Origin of the sequence: Pantoea sp. CTOTU50773, from assembly GCF_032082325.1 — a bacterium.
GTDB classification, from domain to species: Bacteria; Pseudomonadota; Gammaproteobacteria; order Enterobacterales; family Enterobacteriaceae; genus Pantoea; species Pantoea communis.
Genome location: NZ_DAMDQC010000085.1, coordinates 1 through 17,557, shown reverse-complemented (window position 1 = coordinate 17,557; position 17,557 = coordinate 1). Strand labels below are relative to the sequence as shown.

General features: G+C 54.9%; 10 protein-coding genes. 3 read left to right on the top strand and 7 right to left on the bottom strand.

What is annotated here, in order from left to right; genetic code table 11:
• The 7 genes from RT340_RS14270 to gltP form a co-directional block, all read right to left on the bottom strand.
• A partial coding sequence (locus RT340_RS14270; RefSeq protein ID WP_313376650.1) for a PAS domain-containing methyl-accepting chemotaxis protein occupies positions 1–1,004 on the bottom strand: 1,004 nt, incomplete at its 3' end.
• 372 nt (positions 1,005–1,376) lie between these two features.
• On the bottom strand, positions 1,377–7,460 hold the full coding sequence (locus tag RT340_RS14265; RefSeq protein WP_211729086.1) for an autotransporter outer membrane beta-barrel domain-containing protein: 6,084 nt from the start codon (positions 7,458–7,460) through the stop codon (positions 1,377–1,379).
• A 569-nt stretch (positions 7,461–8,029) separates the two neighbouring features.
• Complete coding sequence (gene murP, locus RT340_RS14260) at positions 8,030–9,469, bottom strand: PTS N-acetylmuramic acid transporter subunit IIBC (protein WP_034826865.1); 1,440 nt, start codon at positions 9,467–9,469, stop codon at positions 8,030–8,032.
• Positions 9,469–10,380, bottom strand: a complete 912-nt coding sequence (murQ, locus tag RT340_RS14255; protein ID WP_211729085.1) for an N-acetylmuramic acid 6-phosphate etherase — start codon at positions 10,378–10,380, stop codon at positions 9,469–9,471. Before murQ ends, murP begins: the two co-directional genes overlap by 1 nt.
• Before the next feature lie 150 nt (positions 10,381–10,530).
• Positions 10,531–10,935, bottom strand: a complete 405-nt coding sequence (locus RT340_RS14250; protein WP_211729084.1) for a type II toxin-antitoxin system HicB family antitoxin — start codon at positions 10,933–10,935, stop codon at positions 10,531–10,533.
• 108 nt (positions 10,936–11,043) lie between these two features.
• Positions 11,044–11,220, bottom strand: coding sequence for a type II toxin-antitoxin system HicA family toxin (locus RT340_RS14245; RefSeq protein WP_097118966.1), 177 nt, complete (start codon positions 11,218–11,220; stop codon positions 11,044–11,046).
• 223 nt (positions 11,221–11,443) lie between these two features.
• Complete coding sequence (gltP, locus tag RT340_RS14240; protein ID WP_058960091.1) at positions 11,444–12,745, bottom strand: glutamate/aspartate:proton symporter GltP; 1,302 nt, start codon at positions 12,743–12,745, stop codon at positions 11,444–11,446.
• 581 nt (positions 12,746–13,326) lie between these two features.
• On the opposite strand from gltP, the gene acs reads away from it, so the two are divergent.
• The 3 genes from acs (at position 13,327) to RT340_RS14225 (ending at position 17,434) form a co-directional block, all read left to right on the top strand.
• On the top strand, positions 13,327–15,282 hold the full coding sequence (acs, locus tag RT340_RS14235) for an acetate--CoA ligase (RefSeq protein ID WP_097118965.1): 1,956 nt from the start codon (positions 13,327–13,329) through the stop codon (positions 15,280–15,282).
• A gap of 173 nt (positions 15,283–15,455) precedes the next feature.
• Positions 15,456–15,785 (top strand): DUF485 domain-containing protein, encoded by a 330-nt coding sequence (locus RT340_RS14230; protein ID WP_211729083.1) that lies wholly within the window; start codon positions 15,456–15,458, stop codon positions 15,783–15,785.
• Positions 15,782–17,434 carry a cation acetate symporter gene (locus RT340_RS14225; RefSeq protein WP_034826878.1) on the top strand — a complete coding sequence of 551 codons (1,653 nt, stop codon included), beginning with the start codon at positions 15,782–15,784 and terminating at the stop codon, positions 17,432–17,434. Before RT340_RS14230 ends, RT340_RS14225 begins: the two co-directional genes overlap by 4 nt.
• The last annotated feature ends 123 nt before the right edge of the window (positions 17,435–17,557 follow it).

Below are 17,557 nucleotides of genomic sequence, written 5' to 3'. Positions count from 1 at the left end.
GCGGCGTGGCTGGTATTTTCTGACAGCTTGTTTACTTCATTAGCCGTATCGGTGTTGCTTTTCACCGTGGCGGTCATTTCATTCATGGTGGCGGCGGTCTGCTGCACGTTGGCCGCCGCCTGCTCAGTGCGACGGCTCAATTCGTCGTTGCTGCGCGCTATCGCACCGCTGGCACTGAGTACATTGATCGCCTGGCCGCTCACATCATCCACCAGCCAGCGGAACATCAGGCCGAGCTGTCCGATGGCACGCAGCGTGATCCCGATTTCATCCACACGATCTAACTGATCCACCTTATGACTGGCGCCAGTGGCGACGCTTAATGCCTGGCGGCAGATACGCTCCATTGGACGGGAAATCTGCTGCTCCAGCCATAGGCTCGCCAGCAGCAATAAACCTGCCATGCCTGCGGCAAAGCTGCCCAGTGCCATCGGTGCCATCCCCAGCAGCCAGACGCCGATAACAGACAGCGGCAGTACGGCCAGCAAAGTAGAGCGAATACGCCAGCGCAGCGGCATAATTTTTAACAGTGATCCGAGACGACGCCAGCCGGTCCCGACCAGCAACCCTTTATGGAAACGGCGGCCTTTGGCCCGCCCTTCGCGGAAATCACGGTACAGCGCTTCGGTCTGACGGATCTCTTCGGCGGAAGGTTTGGTGCGTACCGACATGTAACCCTGCACCTTGCCTTCACGCACCACCGGAATCGCATTGGCTCGCACCCAATAGTGATCACCATTCTTACGACGATTTTTCACCAGCGCGGTCCAGGGTTCGCCCTGTTTCAGGGTGGCCCACATGTCGGCAAACGCTTCCGGCGGCATATCCGGGTGACGCACCATGTTATGCGGTTGCCCATTGACCTCCTCCGGCTCGAAACCGCTAACCTCAATAAAGGCGTCGTTGGCATAGGTTATGTGGCTGCTGAGATCGGTGGTCGACATCAGCGTGGCGTCATCATCAAAGATAAATTCACGCTGAGTGATAGGCTGGTTGTTCCGCATGTGTGTTGTCCTTGCAAAATGCAGGCTAAAGGAAAAAATCAATTACACTTTTTTACCTTTTCGGCAGCGCAGGGAGCGGTCTTTAGCGATGAGAATTAATTTTTATCCTGAATTAAAGCCACAGTGAACAATATCCCTGTTTTTTGTGGCAGAAATTCATCGATAAAATTTTATTTAGAGTATATGAAATCAAGGTTTTGCCGAGGCGCAAGATGATAAAGGTGCACAGCAATATGCACCTCAGCCCATCCTGCAATTAATGGCGATCAGGCCGAATACCGTATCCGTTTAACAACGCCATATAACGCGACTTGTCCAAATACCGCAGCCCTTTAATGACGACATTAAAGGCAACGCTTGAAATGTCCTCATTTAAAACTGCCACCTCACGCCAACGTTATAGCGCCACCCCTTGGCCCCGTTGCCGCTGATCTCTTTGCGGTAATCCGCCTCCGCATACAGTGAAACATCTTTCTGCAACGTGGCGGTGCCGCCCGCGCCCACTTCCCACATCTGGCCAAAATGGCCGCTGGTGAAGGTAGCGCTCAGCGCAGGATTTTCTACCGAAGAGATGTTGGTGTCGGCCGTACCGCCCCAACCTTTGTAATAGTTGGCGCGCAGGTAAGGAGTGTATTGGCGATTGCTGTCATCCGTCCAGGTGCGATCAAGACGTGCGCCCAAACGTCCAATAGTCTGGTTGTAATCGCCGTAACGCACCTTGTTGCCATCTTCATCGGTGAAGTCGTTCATATTCAGCTTCATGTACATTAACTGCGCCTGCGGTTCCAGCTTATAGCCATCGCCGAGATCAAACGGATAGCCGCTCTCCAGCGAGGCCGTCCAGCCGTGACCTTTTAGCTTCGCCTCTTGTTTTTGCCGTGCGATATCGGTTTCACCACGATGCCAGTCGAATGACAGCACGCCATCCAGATAAAACCCGTTCTGTCGCTGCCAGGTGCCGTAAAAGGCCAGGCTGTCGCTGTCGAAGGTGGTGCTGCTGTAACCGTCGGCGGCATCGGGACGGATGCGCGTGTTACCTCGGGTATAGGCTAAGCCACCGCGCAGGCTGTCTTTGTCACCGTCGAGGCGTAGCACGTTACCCCCCACCTGCACCGCGCTGTAATCCAGATCGAAGTCATAGCCGTAATCGCGGAAGCGCTGGTCACTTTTGTATTTCAGATTGGAACCGATGTAGCGCAGGAACATTTCGCCGCCATCGCCTTCCGGTCGTGTCTGCTCATGACGCAACTCACCAAGACGCTTATGCAAATCGTCGATAATCGCCGAGGTGTAATAAGCAAGGCCAACCGGGGCGGAGATATAGGAAGGCACCTGCGGCACCACAGCGGTACGCGCATCGTAGCTTTGCCCGCTGCCGAACGCATCGGTAATAAAGGTCGATGGGCAGCTGCCGCCATCTTCACACACGTAATAATTCGCCAGCCGGTAATCCCAGTAATTGTTGCCACTGCCGCTGACTAAACGCTGGCTGGGATCGGTGCTGCCCGGCGCGAAGGTGTAAAGCCGATATTGCCACGGCCCCGCGCCGAGATAGCCGTCTTTAAGGGCAAAACTCTCGGGACCAGCGTTACCCGCCACCTGTGCCAGCGAAATCCCCTCGTTGCCCTCAATGCCGCCATTGCGATTAAGATCCGTTAACGCACCGGTGCTGCTGTCGGTCAGTTTTACGTTCACCAGCGTAGTGCCGGTAGCGTTGCCGGTGACGTTGAGGTGGTCGGTGAACTGGTTGTTCAGCGCGCCACCTGCGTTAAGGTCAGTGATCAGATTAAGCTGCCCGCCGCTGGACGCCAGCGAACCAGCGATATTCAAGGTGTTGCCCGGCGAGCCCGCACCGTTGGTCAGATCGAGAATACCGGCGTTATTCACCGTGAGTGAGTCCGCGGTGCCCCCCGCTAACGTCGGATGCACATTGTTGCCCGCATACAGCGTTGAATTCTCATCGATATTAATGGTGCTGTGCGCCAGTTTGAGGTTGTCAGTGAGCGTCCATTGGGTATCGGCAAAATTGATGGTGCTCCAACCGCTGCCGAGGTTTACCCCTTTATTGAGATCGTCAGCGCCCAGGCTGCCACCACGTGAATCGATCTGATTAAACGTCAGCGTGTTTCCGGTTCCGCTGCCGCTGGTGAGGTGGTAGGTGGTGCCGAGATCCACCTTACTGACCTCCGCATTATTGTTATTGTCATTGCCCATGGTCAGGCTGCCGTTAAGCGATCCGCCCGTCCAGCGGAACACATCGGCCCCGCCGCCGGGGTTGATATCGCCGCGCACCTCCCCTTCGGTCAGCAGGATTTCATCATTAGCATTGCTGCCTGCCACCGCCACGGTTTGTGGATTGACGGTGATGATGTTACCGAAGTTTTCGAAGAGGGTTTTACCGCCGCGCAAATCCACCACCGGCGCCGTCAGGCTGTTGGAGGTGAACGTCCCGGTGTTGACGATAGTGCCCGCCGTGCTGGAGATCAGGGCCGATCCGCCCGCCGGATTATCGATCGTGACATCTGCGGCGGTAGTGACATTGCCGGTGGTGTTGGCGCGGATGCCGCTGCCACCCGCGCCGGTGACATTAAATTGATAGCCGGAGCCCAGTGTTAAATCGCCGCTGGTGGTCGATCCATCCGCATTGACGATGTTCAGGCCCGTACCGCTGCCGGTCACATTGGTGGTCACCGTTGAGGCCGGATCAAACGGCACCGCAGTGCGGATCCCGTTGCCATTCGCCACGTTGAGCGTCAGGTTGCTCAGGCTAACATTGCTGAGTTCTGCCCGGTTTTCGATGCCATTACCGCTGCCCAGTACGTTGACCGTGGCGTCGCTGGCGCTAAGCGCGCTGGCACCGTTATCGACCAGGATGCCGTGCGCAGTGCCACGCGTGGTGATCACGGTATCGCTGCCGGTTAACGCCAGCTGTGCGCCGTCACTGATGCGCACGCCTGCCACACCGTTATCGACATTGATCACGCCGCCTTTGGCCAGCGTGCTGCCGCTGCCAGACACATCCAACCCGGTGCCGTTCGCCACATTGACCGTACCGTTATTGGTCAGCGTACTGCCCGCGCGTGAGCGAATACCGATATTGTTGCTGCCGGTAAGATCCACCGTACCGTTGTTGACCAGCGTGGCGCCGTTGGTGACATCAAAGCCGATGGCGTTGTTGCCTGCGCCGTTAAGATTGCCATTGCTGGTGACGGTGGTGGCCGCTGAGGTGCCATCCAGCGCGTTGCTGAGATCGGTGCGCAAATTATTGACCAGCACGCCGACTGCGTTGCTGCCACTGACATTAATGCTGCTGCCGCTGGCCAAAGTGGCATTCGCACCGCCCTCGGCACGTACTGCGGTGCTGCCCTGACCGCTGGCGTTGAAGCTGGTATTGGCGCTGTTGAGGCTACTGCCGCTGCCCGAGACGATCACACCCGTGCTGTTAGCGCCGCTGGTGGTCAATGAGGTGGGATTGCTAAAGCTCAGTGCCGCGCCATCATCGATACGGTATCCGGTGGAATTGAGGGTATTCACGTCCAGTTCGTTGGCGGCCGAGTTGATACGTGAGCCGCTGCCCGCCGCATGATAAGCCATCTGATCGCTGCCATTAAAGATCGGCACAGATCCGGCGGCGATGTTCACCAATGCGCCGTTGATTGCCTCTGCTCCAATCGCGCCAGAGCCGTTGAGGTTCAGGGTGCCACCGTTGTGATTCGCAATCGCCCGACTGCCGCTGGCGCTGACTCCCCGGCTGCGGTTGATGGTACTGCCGCCATTGACGTTGATGTTACCGCTATTATTCGCCGTGGTATTGGCCGTGCTGCCGCTGCTGTTCACCGCAATACCGGTGCCGCCATCGTTGATGCTGATGTTACCGCTGTTAGTACCGGTCGCACCGCTCTCCACGCGAATGCCAGTGGCGTTAGCGCCGCTGAAAGCAATGTTGCCAGTGTTATTGAGCTGTGCGCGATTGCGCGCCAGATAGCCAATCAATCCACTTTGCGATGAATTCAGTGCCGCAGCAGAACTTAACGTCGTGCTGGTCACCGGCGCACCGCTATTACTGCCTGCCAGCGTATGCTTTTGCCCATCGACAATCGCGCCAATCGCGTTGTTGCCGGTGAGGTTGATGGTCGTGTCATTGTCGATGGTGCCCGTTGCCCCGCCTTCAATATTCACCCCCGTGGCGCCTGCACCACTGACGTTGAGCGTGGCATTGCGGGTGTTCACTTCGGTACCACCGGTGCCGGTGCCGTTCACCGCCACAGAACCCGCGCCCGATGCGGTGAGTGACAGATCGGTGCCGTCAAAATCCGCGCCCTGCTCAACGCGGAACAGTGTCGAGTTGGTGGTGGTGACATTGAAGGGATTGTTGCCTGCTATGTTAATCCGCGCATTGGGGCCATAGGCGAAGAAAGCGATTTGATTACTGCCGTTACTGAACGTCGGTATTGCGTTAGCCGCTACTTCCACCGTGGCATTGCCGCGTGCGTGCACGCCAATCGCGCCCGTGCCGCTCAGATTCACCGGGCCGTTGACGTCTGCACTGGCCTGTCCGGTGCCCTGGCCCTCCACCCACACGCCAAAATTGCGTGTACCGCTGGCGGGATCGGCCCCCCCGGCAACGTTAATGGTCCCCGTTGAACTTGCAGAAGCGTTATTGCCACTGGTCGCCACGACTTTCACGCCCGTGCCATTGACGCCGTTAAGGTTAATGGTGCCACTGTTATCGATGGTGCCGCTGCTGTTGGTCACCGACATCCCGACGTTTTCACGCGGCACGGTCGCGGCAGCACCATTCACATCAATGGTGCCATTATTGACCATCGTGACCCCGCTGGCACCGGTCGCCGACATGCCCGCCGCGTTCTGCACCTTTGAGCCAATCACGATGTTGCCGTTGTTGGTGGCAGAACCGTTTGCCACCAGCGCGATCCCGCTGGTCAGGCCGCTCTGATTCATGGCGGTATCCGCCACGTTGTCGGTCAGGCTGTTTTGAGGACCACGACCAATATAAATCTGCCCATCGGCATTGTTGGTGAAGGTGGAGGTCGGCGATGTCAGCAGTACGCCCGATGCTGTACCGCGCGCGCTGGAGCCGTTCACGCCGACGTTGATATTGCCGCTGTTGCGGGATGTAGCGTCATCCTCCAGCCGAATACCGGCTACGCCATACTGCGAGTTACTACCGATCGTCGCCAGATTGACGATGCCGTTGTTGTTAAACGCACTGCCGCTCTGCACCAGCACCCCATTGGCACCGTAGCCGGTGGAGCCAATACCCGTGCCATCCTGGCGATTGAGGAACCCACCGTTGATCACGCCAGTCGTGCTGGTACTGCCGTTGCTGTTGCCAGAAAGCACCAGTGCCGTGCCGTTATTGGCGAGGGTGCCGCGACTGGCGAGCTTGCCATCAATCACCGCCTGCGCGCCGTTGGAGGCTTTAATCGCCCCGCCTGTCGAACCCACGACTTCCAGTGTGTTGCCCGCCGCGAGATTGACGCGAGCGTCTGGGCCATCGGCATTGACCACGATGCGGTTGCCAATCGGCTGTGTGACTTCATCTGGCGGTGTGGCGCTGACGTCGTACACAATATTGCCATTGGTGACGGTCACCGCTTTGTTGAATTCGGTCAGATAGTTGGCTTTGTCCAGATTGCCCGCTTGCAGTTGGCTAATCAGCCAGTTGTTGTAGGTCTGCAGTTCGCTGGCATTGGTCACGGTGAAGGTGTTGGTGGCGCCATCCAGCGTCTGTACGCTCACGCTGCCATTGTAGGTGGCGAGGTTTTGCACCTGAAAGGTTTGCGTCGCGCCGGCACCATCCGGTGTGGCGGCGGTGCCAAAGAAGCTGATGCGGTTGTTGGAATTCCAGTTCAGGGTGCTGTCGCTGCCCACCTGAAACAGCGTGGTCTGCTTCGCCGCCATGCTCCAGCTGTTGGTGCTGGCGCTGCTGGCTGCATTCGCTTGCCCGATATTCACATCAAGCGTGCCACCGTTCGAGACATCCGCAACACGCGTATTGATGTATTGATCGCCGTTAACGTTGACCACGTCCGGCACGGCGGTATCGGAGGTGACTGGCGTTTGAGCCACCAGACTGGCGGAGTTATAGACCTGGAAGGTGGTATTCCCGCCAGTAGTAGGATCGGGCACGGTGATGGCGAAGTTCTGCGGGCCGGGATCGAGACGAGTTTGATTGAGAAACTGCGCGCCCGATGTGATGTTGACCTGCCCCAGGCTGGAGTTCACTGATCCATCCGTTCCCGGCGCGAAATCAGGATTGCCCGTTAGCGTTTCATTGCTGCCGTTGACGTTAATACTCTGCTCGCCAAAGAGGTTGTCATTAACCTGCGGTGAATAACTTCCCAACGTAATGGCTTGCGCACTTATTGCCGGATAGAACAGCGCCTGCGCAGCTAATATTCCGAACGCAATCGGATTTAATGTGAACTTCATACTTCCTCCAGTGGGCGTGCAGCGTCCACGCTGTTATTGCAACAGCGTTAAATTCATCGCGAGGGATACAACGGCAGGAATAACACCAACCCCGATGAGCAATTAATTTCTGAGAGCCACTGTGTGAAGAAAGTCTGGTGCAGCGAATAAGCGGTTAAAACTGTTTTTATAGATTAATTGGCTTTAGGTATAGACTTTTCTGCCATCGGACGCAAAAGGTAAATAAAGATAACCCGTTGTCATAATGGCGAAATATTTGTGAGGCGGGATAAATTATTGGCAATAATTGAGTCCAGAAGTCTCCAATAATTAGCCCGCTATCTTACTAATAGTTTCTTTATTTTTCCTTAGCAGTTTACTTACGAATGGCACGGCATATTCGGCGATATCAGCGCCAGGCTAAGCGATACGGCGAATTGCAAAAAACGTGACATAAATCACATTTAAATTCATTAAATCTTCAAGGTTTTGCCGGCGTATCCCCCATAGCGGCACGCCATCGCAGGCTTCATTCCAGCTTCACCGTAGCGGCATGATGTCGTGTGCTGCTACGGTGAATAGCAATGGCATTAGCTGAGATCGACGCCTTTGGTTCCGCCCCACCAGGTAAAGGCAAATCCACCGACCCACGCCACGATTAATCCGGCGAGATACACCGCCATACCGGCAAAGATCCCCTGTGAAGAGGTCATCAGCGGCAACGTAACCAATCCGGAAGGCCCAAATACCGTATTCATCCCCACCGGCAGACCGAGCCAGGCTACCAGACCAATGAAGAATCCACCTAGCGCACCGCCACAACAGGCAGTAATAAATGGCTTCAGGCGTGGCAGCGTAACGCCATAAATCAACGGTTCGCCCACGCCCAACAGGCCCGGCACTATTGCGCCCTTGATTTGCGTACGCAGCAGCGAGTGCTTATCGGCCTTGCACCACAGCGCGAGAGAAGCCCCAACCTGACCCGCACCCGCCATCGCCAGAATCGGGAATAATGAGTTAAAGCCCTGGGTTTCCATCAGCGCAAAATAGACCGGAATGAAACCCTGATGAATCCCGAACATCACTGCAATTAAAAATAGACCGGCCAAAATAGCGCAGCCAAAGGGATTGTTATTGAGATGAATAAACAACCATGACATGCCTTTAAATAACTCACCGCCAATCGGCATAATCACCATAAAGGTGATGGCGCCGGTAATTAATAACGTGAGTAACGATGTCAAAATCATGTCGAGATTATCGGGGATAATTTTACGCAGTTGTTTCTCAATCCACGCACCGAATATCGCCGCCAATAATACGCCGATAATATTGCCGCGCGGGTCAATCGCCATGCCAAAGAAATCTGACATTCCGCTGTAATAACCCACGGTGGCTTTTGGCATATAACCGAGCACAAACAGTGAAGCGATAATGGCACCGTTCACGCCAGTGCCACCAAAGGCTTTCTGCGCGTTATAACCAATGAGGATGCTCAGGAAGGTGAACAGCCCCTTGCCGAACACTTTCATGTAGGCCACGGTATCCAGCAGCCACTGCGCATGTTCACCGGGCTGGTTGAGGTGGAAAATCTGCTCAATCAGCGTGGCAAATCCCAACAGCAAACCGGCACCAATAAAGCCGGGAATCAATGGCGTGAAGATGGTGGCGAAGCAGGAGAGAAAACGGTGCAGCGCGCTGGTTTGCTTCGCTTTCATCTGCTGCTTTTGGGCGGCAGCAATAGTGCTGAGATCCTGCGGTTTTTCCGTTTCATCGCTATCCAGTAATCCCTGCATTTTCTCAGCGGCGGTTTGCGCTTTGCCGGGCCCCAGTACGATTTGCAACTGCGCATCACTGTCGATCACACCCAATACGCCGGGCAGCGTTTTCAGTTGGGCATGATCGACTAATGTGGCATCCGCGAGCGTCAGGCGCAGACGCGTCATGCAGTTGCCGCACTGCACAATGTTATGTGCGCCTCCCACCGCTTGCAGGATATCGCGCAGTAATCCTTCGGTGATGGCAGCCATTATTGCGCTCCTGCGTCACGCAACGCGTTACGGATAAAACCGCTGTTTTGCTTCAGCAGCGCCTGGGCCTCGCTGGCATCCAATCCTGCCAGCACCATCACAATTGCCGTTTTGCAGTGCCCCTGACATGCGTTCAGCGCCTGCTGTGCGGTGGCATCGTCACAGTCGGTGGCCTGTTTGACGATGTTGATTTGGCGCTGCACCAGCTTTTGGTTAGTGGCTTCGACATCCACCATCAGGTTGCCGTACACCTTGCCACTGCGGATCATCGCGCCGGTGGTCAGCATATTGAGCACCAGCTTTTGTGCCGTACCGGCTTTCATACGCGAAGAACCGGTGACCACTTCTGGCCCCACTACCGGGGTGAGTGCCACATCCGCAGCCTGTGACATCGGGCTGTTAGGATTGCAGGTTAACGCCGCGCTAAATGCGCCCTGCTGTTTCGCATAGGCTAACGCGCCCAATACATAGGGTGTACGGCCACTGGCGGCAATCCCCACCAGTACATCATTAGCGTTGAAATCGATGTCCTTTAAATCCTGTGCGCCCTGTTCGACGTTATCTTCCGCGTTTTCCACCGCCTGCAAAATCGCGGTGTGGCCGCCAGCAATTAAACCGACGACCTGCGAGCGCGGCGTGCCAAAAGTCGGTGGGCACTCGCTGGCATCGAGAATACCGAGGCGGCCCGACGTGCCCGCTCCGCAATAAATGAGGCGCCCGCCTTTACTGAAGGCTGCAGTAATCGCATCCACCACCTGCGCAATCTGCGGCACAATCGCTTCCACTGCCAGTGCCACTTTTTTGTCTTCATCATTAATGACGCGCAGCATCGCTTCGGTGGGTAGCTCGTCAATGTTTTGGCTCGCTGGGTTACGCCCTTCGGTGATCATCTGGCTCAGGTCGATCTGCATCACGCACTCCTGTGAAAGAATAATTTATTCGAAAAACTATATACTATTTTGAATTGTTAATTCCTGCTCGGTTGTCATGTTTTTGTACTTTTTGCAGAGGCTGGCATAAAAAAACCCGCCGGATGGCGGGTAGATGTTTAGCTATGTTGATTACGCGTTCGCTAATTCTCTGCGCGCTAACTCCGCCAGAAAACCGCTGCGCGAACCATATTCGCGGTGGGATTCGACATAACTGTCAATTTTGCTGAGTAAATTTTGTGGCAAAGTGATATTGAGCTTTACCGATTTACCTTCATAGCGACTCAGATCGATCTCCACAAATGCCCAGTAACCTCCCTGACAGGCTTCATCATGAATGTGAGTCTCAATGTCTGCCGCTTTAGGGATGGCTTTGCTGGCATCCGCTAAAGATTCTACGTGTACATCAATCGCGTTAAATGCATCGCGCAGCGCATCATCTACGCTTTTGCCTGCAAAAAAACATCCCTCCACATCTGGCACAAAACCTGACCAGCTGTTGTCCTCTGTCTTATGCAGATAAACGGGGAATCTCATGTTCAGTCCTCACTAAAAAGAAATATTCAGTTAGGAATTCATTGCAATGTCTGCTGCAACTGCCATTGCTAATTTTTTCCAAATCGGGGGCATTGCCCCCGTATACATTTAGTCCATTAACTTCATTAACTTACGTAATGTTCCAGTTGCCAGGTCTTTTTCAGGATGAGGAAGTGAGATGTGATACGGCTTATCTGCTCTCACAAACACATGGTGGCTGCCTTTTACTCGGTCTAAAACCCAACCGCGCTCCAGCAACATCCTGATCAGCTCCCTGCTGCTCAATCAAACCTCCGGTTATCTTAGCGCTAAGAATATACCCACCATAACCACAAAACAATTTATTAGTGGTTATGGTGGGTATGAAATTAATCACAATTCCGGCGGCCAAACACCCAGGACACGTCTTGAATTGATATAAAAAAACCCGCCGGATGGCGGGTTTCGTTAACTACGCATCAAGGTGCATTACGCAGCTGAAGTCGTCATTTCGTTAAGGCTGATGGCCTTAACTGGCTTTCTGTGTGCGCAGTTCCAGCTCGTAGGCTTCGGCCTGCCTGGTGTCGAACTGGTTTTCCCAGCGTGCAATCACCAGCACCGCCAGCGCATTACCGATCACATTCAGCGCAGTACGCGCCATGTCCATGATGCGGTCCACACCGGCGATAAACGCCAGGCCTTCCAGTGGAATACCCACGCTGCCCAGCGTCGCCAGCAGCACCACGAAGGAGACGCCCGGCACGCCAGCAATCCCTTTCGAGGTCACCATCAGCGTCAGCACCAGAATGATTTCATCGGTCAGCGACAGGTCGATACCGTACAGCTGCGCGATAAAGATCGCCGCGATGCTCTGATACAGCGTTGAACCATCGAGGTTAAATGAGTAACCGGTCGGCACCACGAAGCTGGTGATGGCTTTCGGCGCACCGTAGGCTTCCATCTTCTGCATGATGCGTGGCAGAACGGTTTCTGAACTGGAAGTAGAATAGGCCAGAATCAGCTCATCTTTCAGGATGCGCATCAGCGTGGTAATACGCAGTTTACACATGCGCGCGACCGTTCCCAGCACCACGAAGGCAAAGAACAGAATCGCCACGTACACCAGTAGCACCAGCTTGGCCAGCGGATAGAGCGAGGCAAAACCAAAGTTGGCGATAGTGACCGCAATCAGCGCAAACACACCGACTGGTGCATAACGCATGATCATGTGCGTCACTTTAAACATGGTTTCAGACACTGAACGGAACACGGTCACCAGCGGATCACGATGTTCTGAAGGCAGCGCTGACAAGCCCATACCAAACAGCACCGAGAAGAAGATAATCGGCAGCATGTCGCCCTTCACCAGCGAGGCGAAAATGTTCTGCGGGATCAGCGACAGAATGGTGGTCACCAGGCCGTGAGGCGCCCCCTGTACCGCTTCCGTTGTGGCTTCGTATTTAGAGATGTCCACCGTTACCAGCGTAGACATATCAATGCCGCTACCTGGCTGGAATACGTTGGCCAGCGTAATGCCGACCACAATGGCAATGGTGGTGATCACTTCAAAATAGACGATGGTTTTGACACCAATACGCCCCAGTTTTTTCGCATCGCCAACGCCAGCAATGCCGACAATCAGGGAGGAAATCACAATCGGCACCACAATCATCTTGATCAGATGAATGAAAATGTCGCCTGCTGGGGTGAGAATGTTAGTGATTAACCATTCACGATCGTCTGGCTGATTATGCAGCACGGTTCCGACGATAACGCCGAGAATCAAGGCAATCAAAATTTGCCAGGCAAGGGTGAGCTTAAAACCTTTCATAACGCGTTACTTTCCTCAGTAAAAACCCCTTTGCTCCTCTGCGAAGCTGCAGAAGACATGACGCACAGGGAAGTGAGCAAAAGCCCGATAAAATAGAGGGTTATAGTGGACTGCATCAGACACTGCTGCGTAAGCATTTTGCGCCTGCGCGATGATGCAGCCTGAGTAGATACCTGCTGAACAGGGCCGAGATAAGTACCATTTTCACTGCGGTAATTGCAACCCCTGGGGGGTTAGCGTAAATCCTGCGCAACTGAGTAGCATAAAATGCTGACATTAACTTTTAGTCATAACTCGCTGTTATGAAAAGTGTTAATTCGATAATTTTCCGCATAGCTATTCAATTTCGGGCAAAAAACCGCCTGGCGCGTTTGCTGATTATTTAACCAGCGACAACGTCTGATTCCACGAAAAATCACAGACTGGGTCTCATTGGTTTCCGTGATGAACAGTATGAATTCGGGCGCTTTTCAGGCATACAAAAGGTCGTGATCCAGACTACAAAACAGAAACAAAGCCCAGTCACGCTCTTCAATTAACCTTTGATTGACATATGATTAACATCTTCAAGGAGGTCAGCCATGAGCCAAATACATAAGCATCCTGTACCCGCTGCCGTCGCAGCGAATGCCCTGATTAATGCCGATCAGTATGCGGCGCTGTATCAACAATCGGTTGACGATCCCGACGCCTTTTGGGGTGAGCAAGGTAAAATCCTCGACTGGATCAAGCCTTACAGCAAGGTGAAAAACACCTCCTTTGCCCCCGGCAATATTTCGATTCGCTGGTATGAAGACGGTGCGCTGAATCTCGCCGCCAACTGCCTCGACCGCCATTTGCAAACGCGTGGCGATCACCCGGCGATTATCTGGGAAGGCGATGATGCCAGCGAAAGCAAAACCATCACGTTCCGTGAACTGCACGGCGACGTGTGCCGCTTTGCCAACGTGCTGCTGAGCCTTGGCGTCAAGAAAGGCGATGTGGTCGCCATCTACATGCCAATGGTGCCCGAAGCCGCGGTGGCAATGCTGGCCTGTGCACGTATCGGCGCGGTGCACTCAGTGATCTTTGGTGGCTTCTCGCCGGAAGCCGTTGCCGGTCGTGTGGTGGATTCCAACGCGAAGCTGGTCATTACTGCCGATGAAGGCGTACGCGCCGGACGCAGCATCCCGCTAAAGAAAAACGTCGATGATGCACTGAACAACCCGAGCGTCACCAGCGTGAAAAACGTGGTGGTGTTCAAGCGCACCGGTAAAGATACCGGCTGGCGCGAAGGCCGCGATCTTTGGTGGCACGAGTTGGTGGCGAAGGCCAGCGATCAGCACGAACCGGTAGCGGTAGAAGCCGAGCATCCGCTGTTTATCCTTTATACCTCCGGTTCTACCGGCAAACCGAAAGGCGTGCTGCATACCACCGGGGGTTATCTGGTATATGCCGCCAGCACCTTCAAATATGTGTTTGATTACCATCCGGATGATGTCTACTGGTGCACCGCCGATGTGGGCTGGATCACCGGACACAGCTATCTGATTTACGGCCCACTGGCCTGCGGCGCCACTACCCTGATGTTCGAAGGTGTGCCGAACTGGCCGAAGCCGAGCCGTATGGCTGAAGTCGTCGATAAGCATAAGGTGACGCTGTTGTATACCGCGCCAACCGCCATCCGCGCCCTGATGGCCGAAGGCGACAAGGCCATTGAAGGTACCAGCCGCAGCAGCCTGCGCATCATGGGTTCCGTCGGCGAGCCGATCAACCCGGAAGCCTGGGAGTGGTATTACAAGAAGATTGGCGACAGCCGCTGTCCGATTGTGGATACCTGGTGGCAGACCGAAACCGGTGGTTTCATGATTACGCCGCTGCCAGGCGCGATTGAGCTAAAAGCCGGATCGGCCACCAAGCCGTTCTTTGGCGTGCAGCCTGCGCTGGTGGATAACGAAGGTAATGCGCTGGAAGGCGCAACCGAAGGCAACCTGGTGATCAACGATTCGTGGCCGGGACAGGCGCGTACGCTGTTTGGCGATCACGATCGCTTCGAACAAACCTACTTCTCCACCTTCAAAAACCGCTACTTCAGCGGAGACGGCGCACGCCGTGACGAAGATGGTTACTACTGGATCACCGGCCGCGTCGATGACGTGCTGAACGTCTCCGGCCATCGTCTCGGCACTGCAGAGATCGAATCGGCGCTGGTGTCACATCCGAAGATTGCGGAAGCGGCAGTTGTGGGTATTCCTCACAGCATTAAAGGCCAGGCGATCTATGCTTATATCACGCTGAACCACGGCGAAGAGCCCTCGCCAGAGCTGTATACCGAAGTGCGTAACTGGGTGCGTAAAGAGATCGGCCCGATTGCCACGCCGGATGTGCTGCACTGGACCGACTCACTGCCGAAAACCCGCTCCGGCAAGATTATGCGTCGTATTCTGCGCAAAATCGCGGCGGGCGATACCAGTAATCTTGGCGATACCTCAACCCTGGCCGATCCGGGCGTGGTAGAGAAATTGCTGGAGGAGAAGCAGTCCATCACCATGCCGTAACCGGCATCGACGCGACGGAGAGTGTCAGCCTGTTCACGGCAGGCTACTCTCCGTCATCCCTACCTTACGCTGTACGCTTTTCACCATCGCACAACCTTTATAACTAGAATATTCAGCAGTTTAAATCATTTAACCGTGAGATATCTGCCTGCCTTTCCTCTGGAGAAACTGTGATGAACGAAGCCCTAAATCAACAGGAAGCAGTCTGGCAACAAATCGAGAGTAATCCGCGTTTTCATGAACTGGTGCACAAGCGCCAGTCCTTTGCGCTGTTGCTCAGTATCATCATGCTGGTGTTGTACGTCGGCTTTATTTTGCTGATTGCCTTTGCCCCTGGCTGGCTCGGTACGCCGCTGCATGAAGGCACCAATGTCACACGCGGCATACCCATCGGCGTTGGCCTCATTGTGGTGTCGTTTCTGCTCACTGGCGTCTATGTCTGGCGCGCTAACGGCGAGTTTGATCGCCTGACCAAACAAATCCTGAGCGAGGTGAAATCATGAAGCGCCTGTTCTCAGCCTTGTTAGCGGTAGTGCCTGCCAGCGTGTTTGCCGCCGACGCCATTACCGGCGCAGTGCAAAAACAGGCCACCAACTACGAAGCCATCATCATGTTTGTGGTGTTTGTGGCGGCGACGCTCGGCATCACCTATTGGGCCTCCAAACGCACCCGTTCACGTAGCGATTACTACACGGCGGGCGGCAATATTACCGGCTTCCAGAACGGTCTGGCGATGGCGGGTGACTTTATGTCTGCGGCCTCGTTCCTTGGTATCTCGGCGCTGGTTTACACCTCGGGCTACGATGGGTTGATCTACTCGCTCGGCTTCCTGGTGGGCTGGCCGATGATTCTGTTCCTCATTGCGGAGCGCTTACGTAACCTCGGGCGCTATACCTTTGCCGATGTGGCGTCATATCGCCTGCAGCAAAAACCGATTCGTACCCTGTCGGCCTGTGGCTCGCTGGTGGTGGTAGCGCTGTATTTGATTGCGCAAATGGTTGGCGCAGGCAAACTGATTCAGCTGCTGTTTGGTCTTGATTACCATATCGCCGTGGTACTGGTGGGGATTTTGATGGTGATGTATGTGCTGTTTGGCGGCATGCTGGCCACCACATGGGTACAAATCATCAAAGCCGTGCTGCTGCTGTTTGGGGCCAGCTTTATGGCGATTATGGTAATGAAAGCCACCGGCTTCAGCTTCAACACGCTATTTACCGAAGCGATGGCGGTCCATCCGAAAGGCGCCGCGATCATGCAACCGGGCGGTCTGGTGAAAGATCCGATATCGGCACTGTCTCTTGGTCTTGGATTGATGTTCGGCACCGCTGGCTTACCGCATATCCTGATGCGCTTCTTTACCGTGGCGGATGCACGTGAAGCGCGTAAGAGCGTGTTCTGGGCCACCGGCTTTATGGGCTACTTCTACTTCCTGACCTTTATCATTGGTTTTGGCGCGATTCTGCTGGTCGGCGCAAATCCAGCCTTCAAAGATGCTTCTGGCGCGCTGATTGGTGGCACCAATATGGCGGCGGTGCATCTGGCGAATGCGGTGGGCGGCAGCCTGTTCCTTGGCTTTATCTCGGCGGTGGCTTTCGCCACGATCCTGGCCGTTGTTGCCGGGCTGACGCTGGCCGGTGCTTCTGCGGTTTCTCATGACCTGTATGCCAGCGTGATTCGCAAAGGTCAGGCGACTGAGCGTGATGAGCTACGGGTGTCGAAAATTACCGTGCTGATTCTCGGCGTGGTGGCGATTGTGTTGGGTATCGCGTTTGAGAAACAGAACATCGCCTTTATGGTCGGACTGGCGTTCTCGATTGCGGCCAGCTGTAACTTCCCGATTATTTTGCTCTCAATGTACTGGTCGAAGCTGACCACGCGCGGCGCGATGATTGGCGGTTGGCTGGGATTGATTACGGCGGTTGTGTTGATGATCCTCGGGCCGACCATCTGGGTGCAGGTGCTGGGGCATGCCACCCCGGTCTATCCGTATGAGTATCCGGCGCTGTTCTCAATGGCGGCAGCGTTTATCGGTACCTGGCTGTTCTCGATTACCGATCACTCCAGACAGGGTGCTGAAGAGCGGGCTAAATTCCGTGGTCAGTTTATTCGTTCACAAACGGGCGTAGGCATTTCCCAGGGCAAAGCGCACTAAACAAAAAATGCCGCCCAAATGGGCGGCATTCAATTTGTGCGATGATGAATCCGACGCGCCATCAGGTGCATCGGGTTTCATCATCAAAAACGCAGTGACGCGCCCACGTATGGGCCATCGACC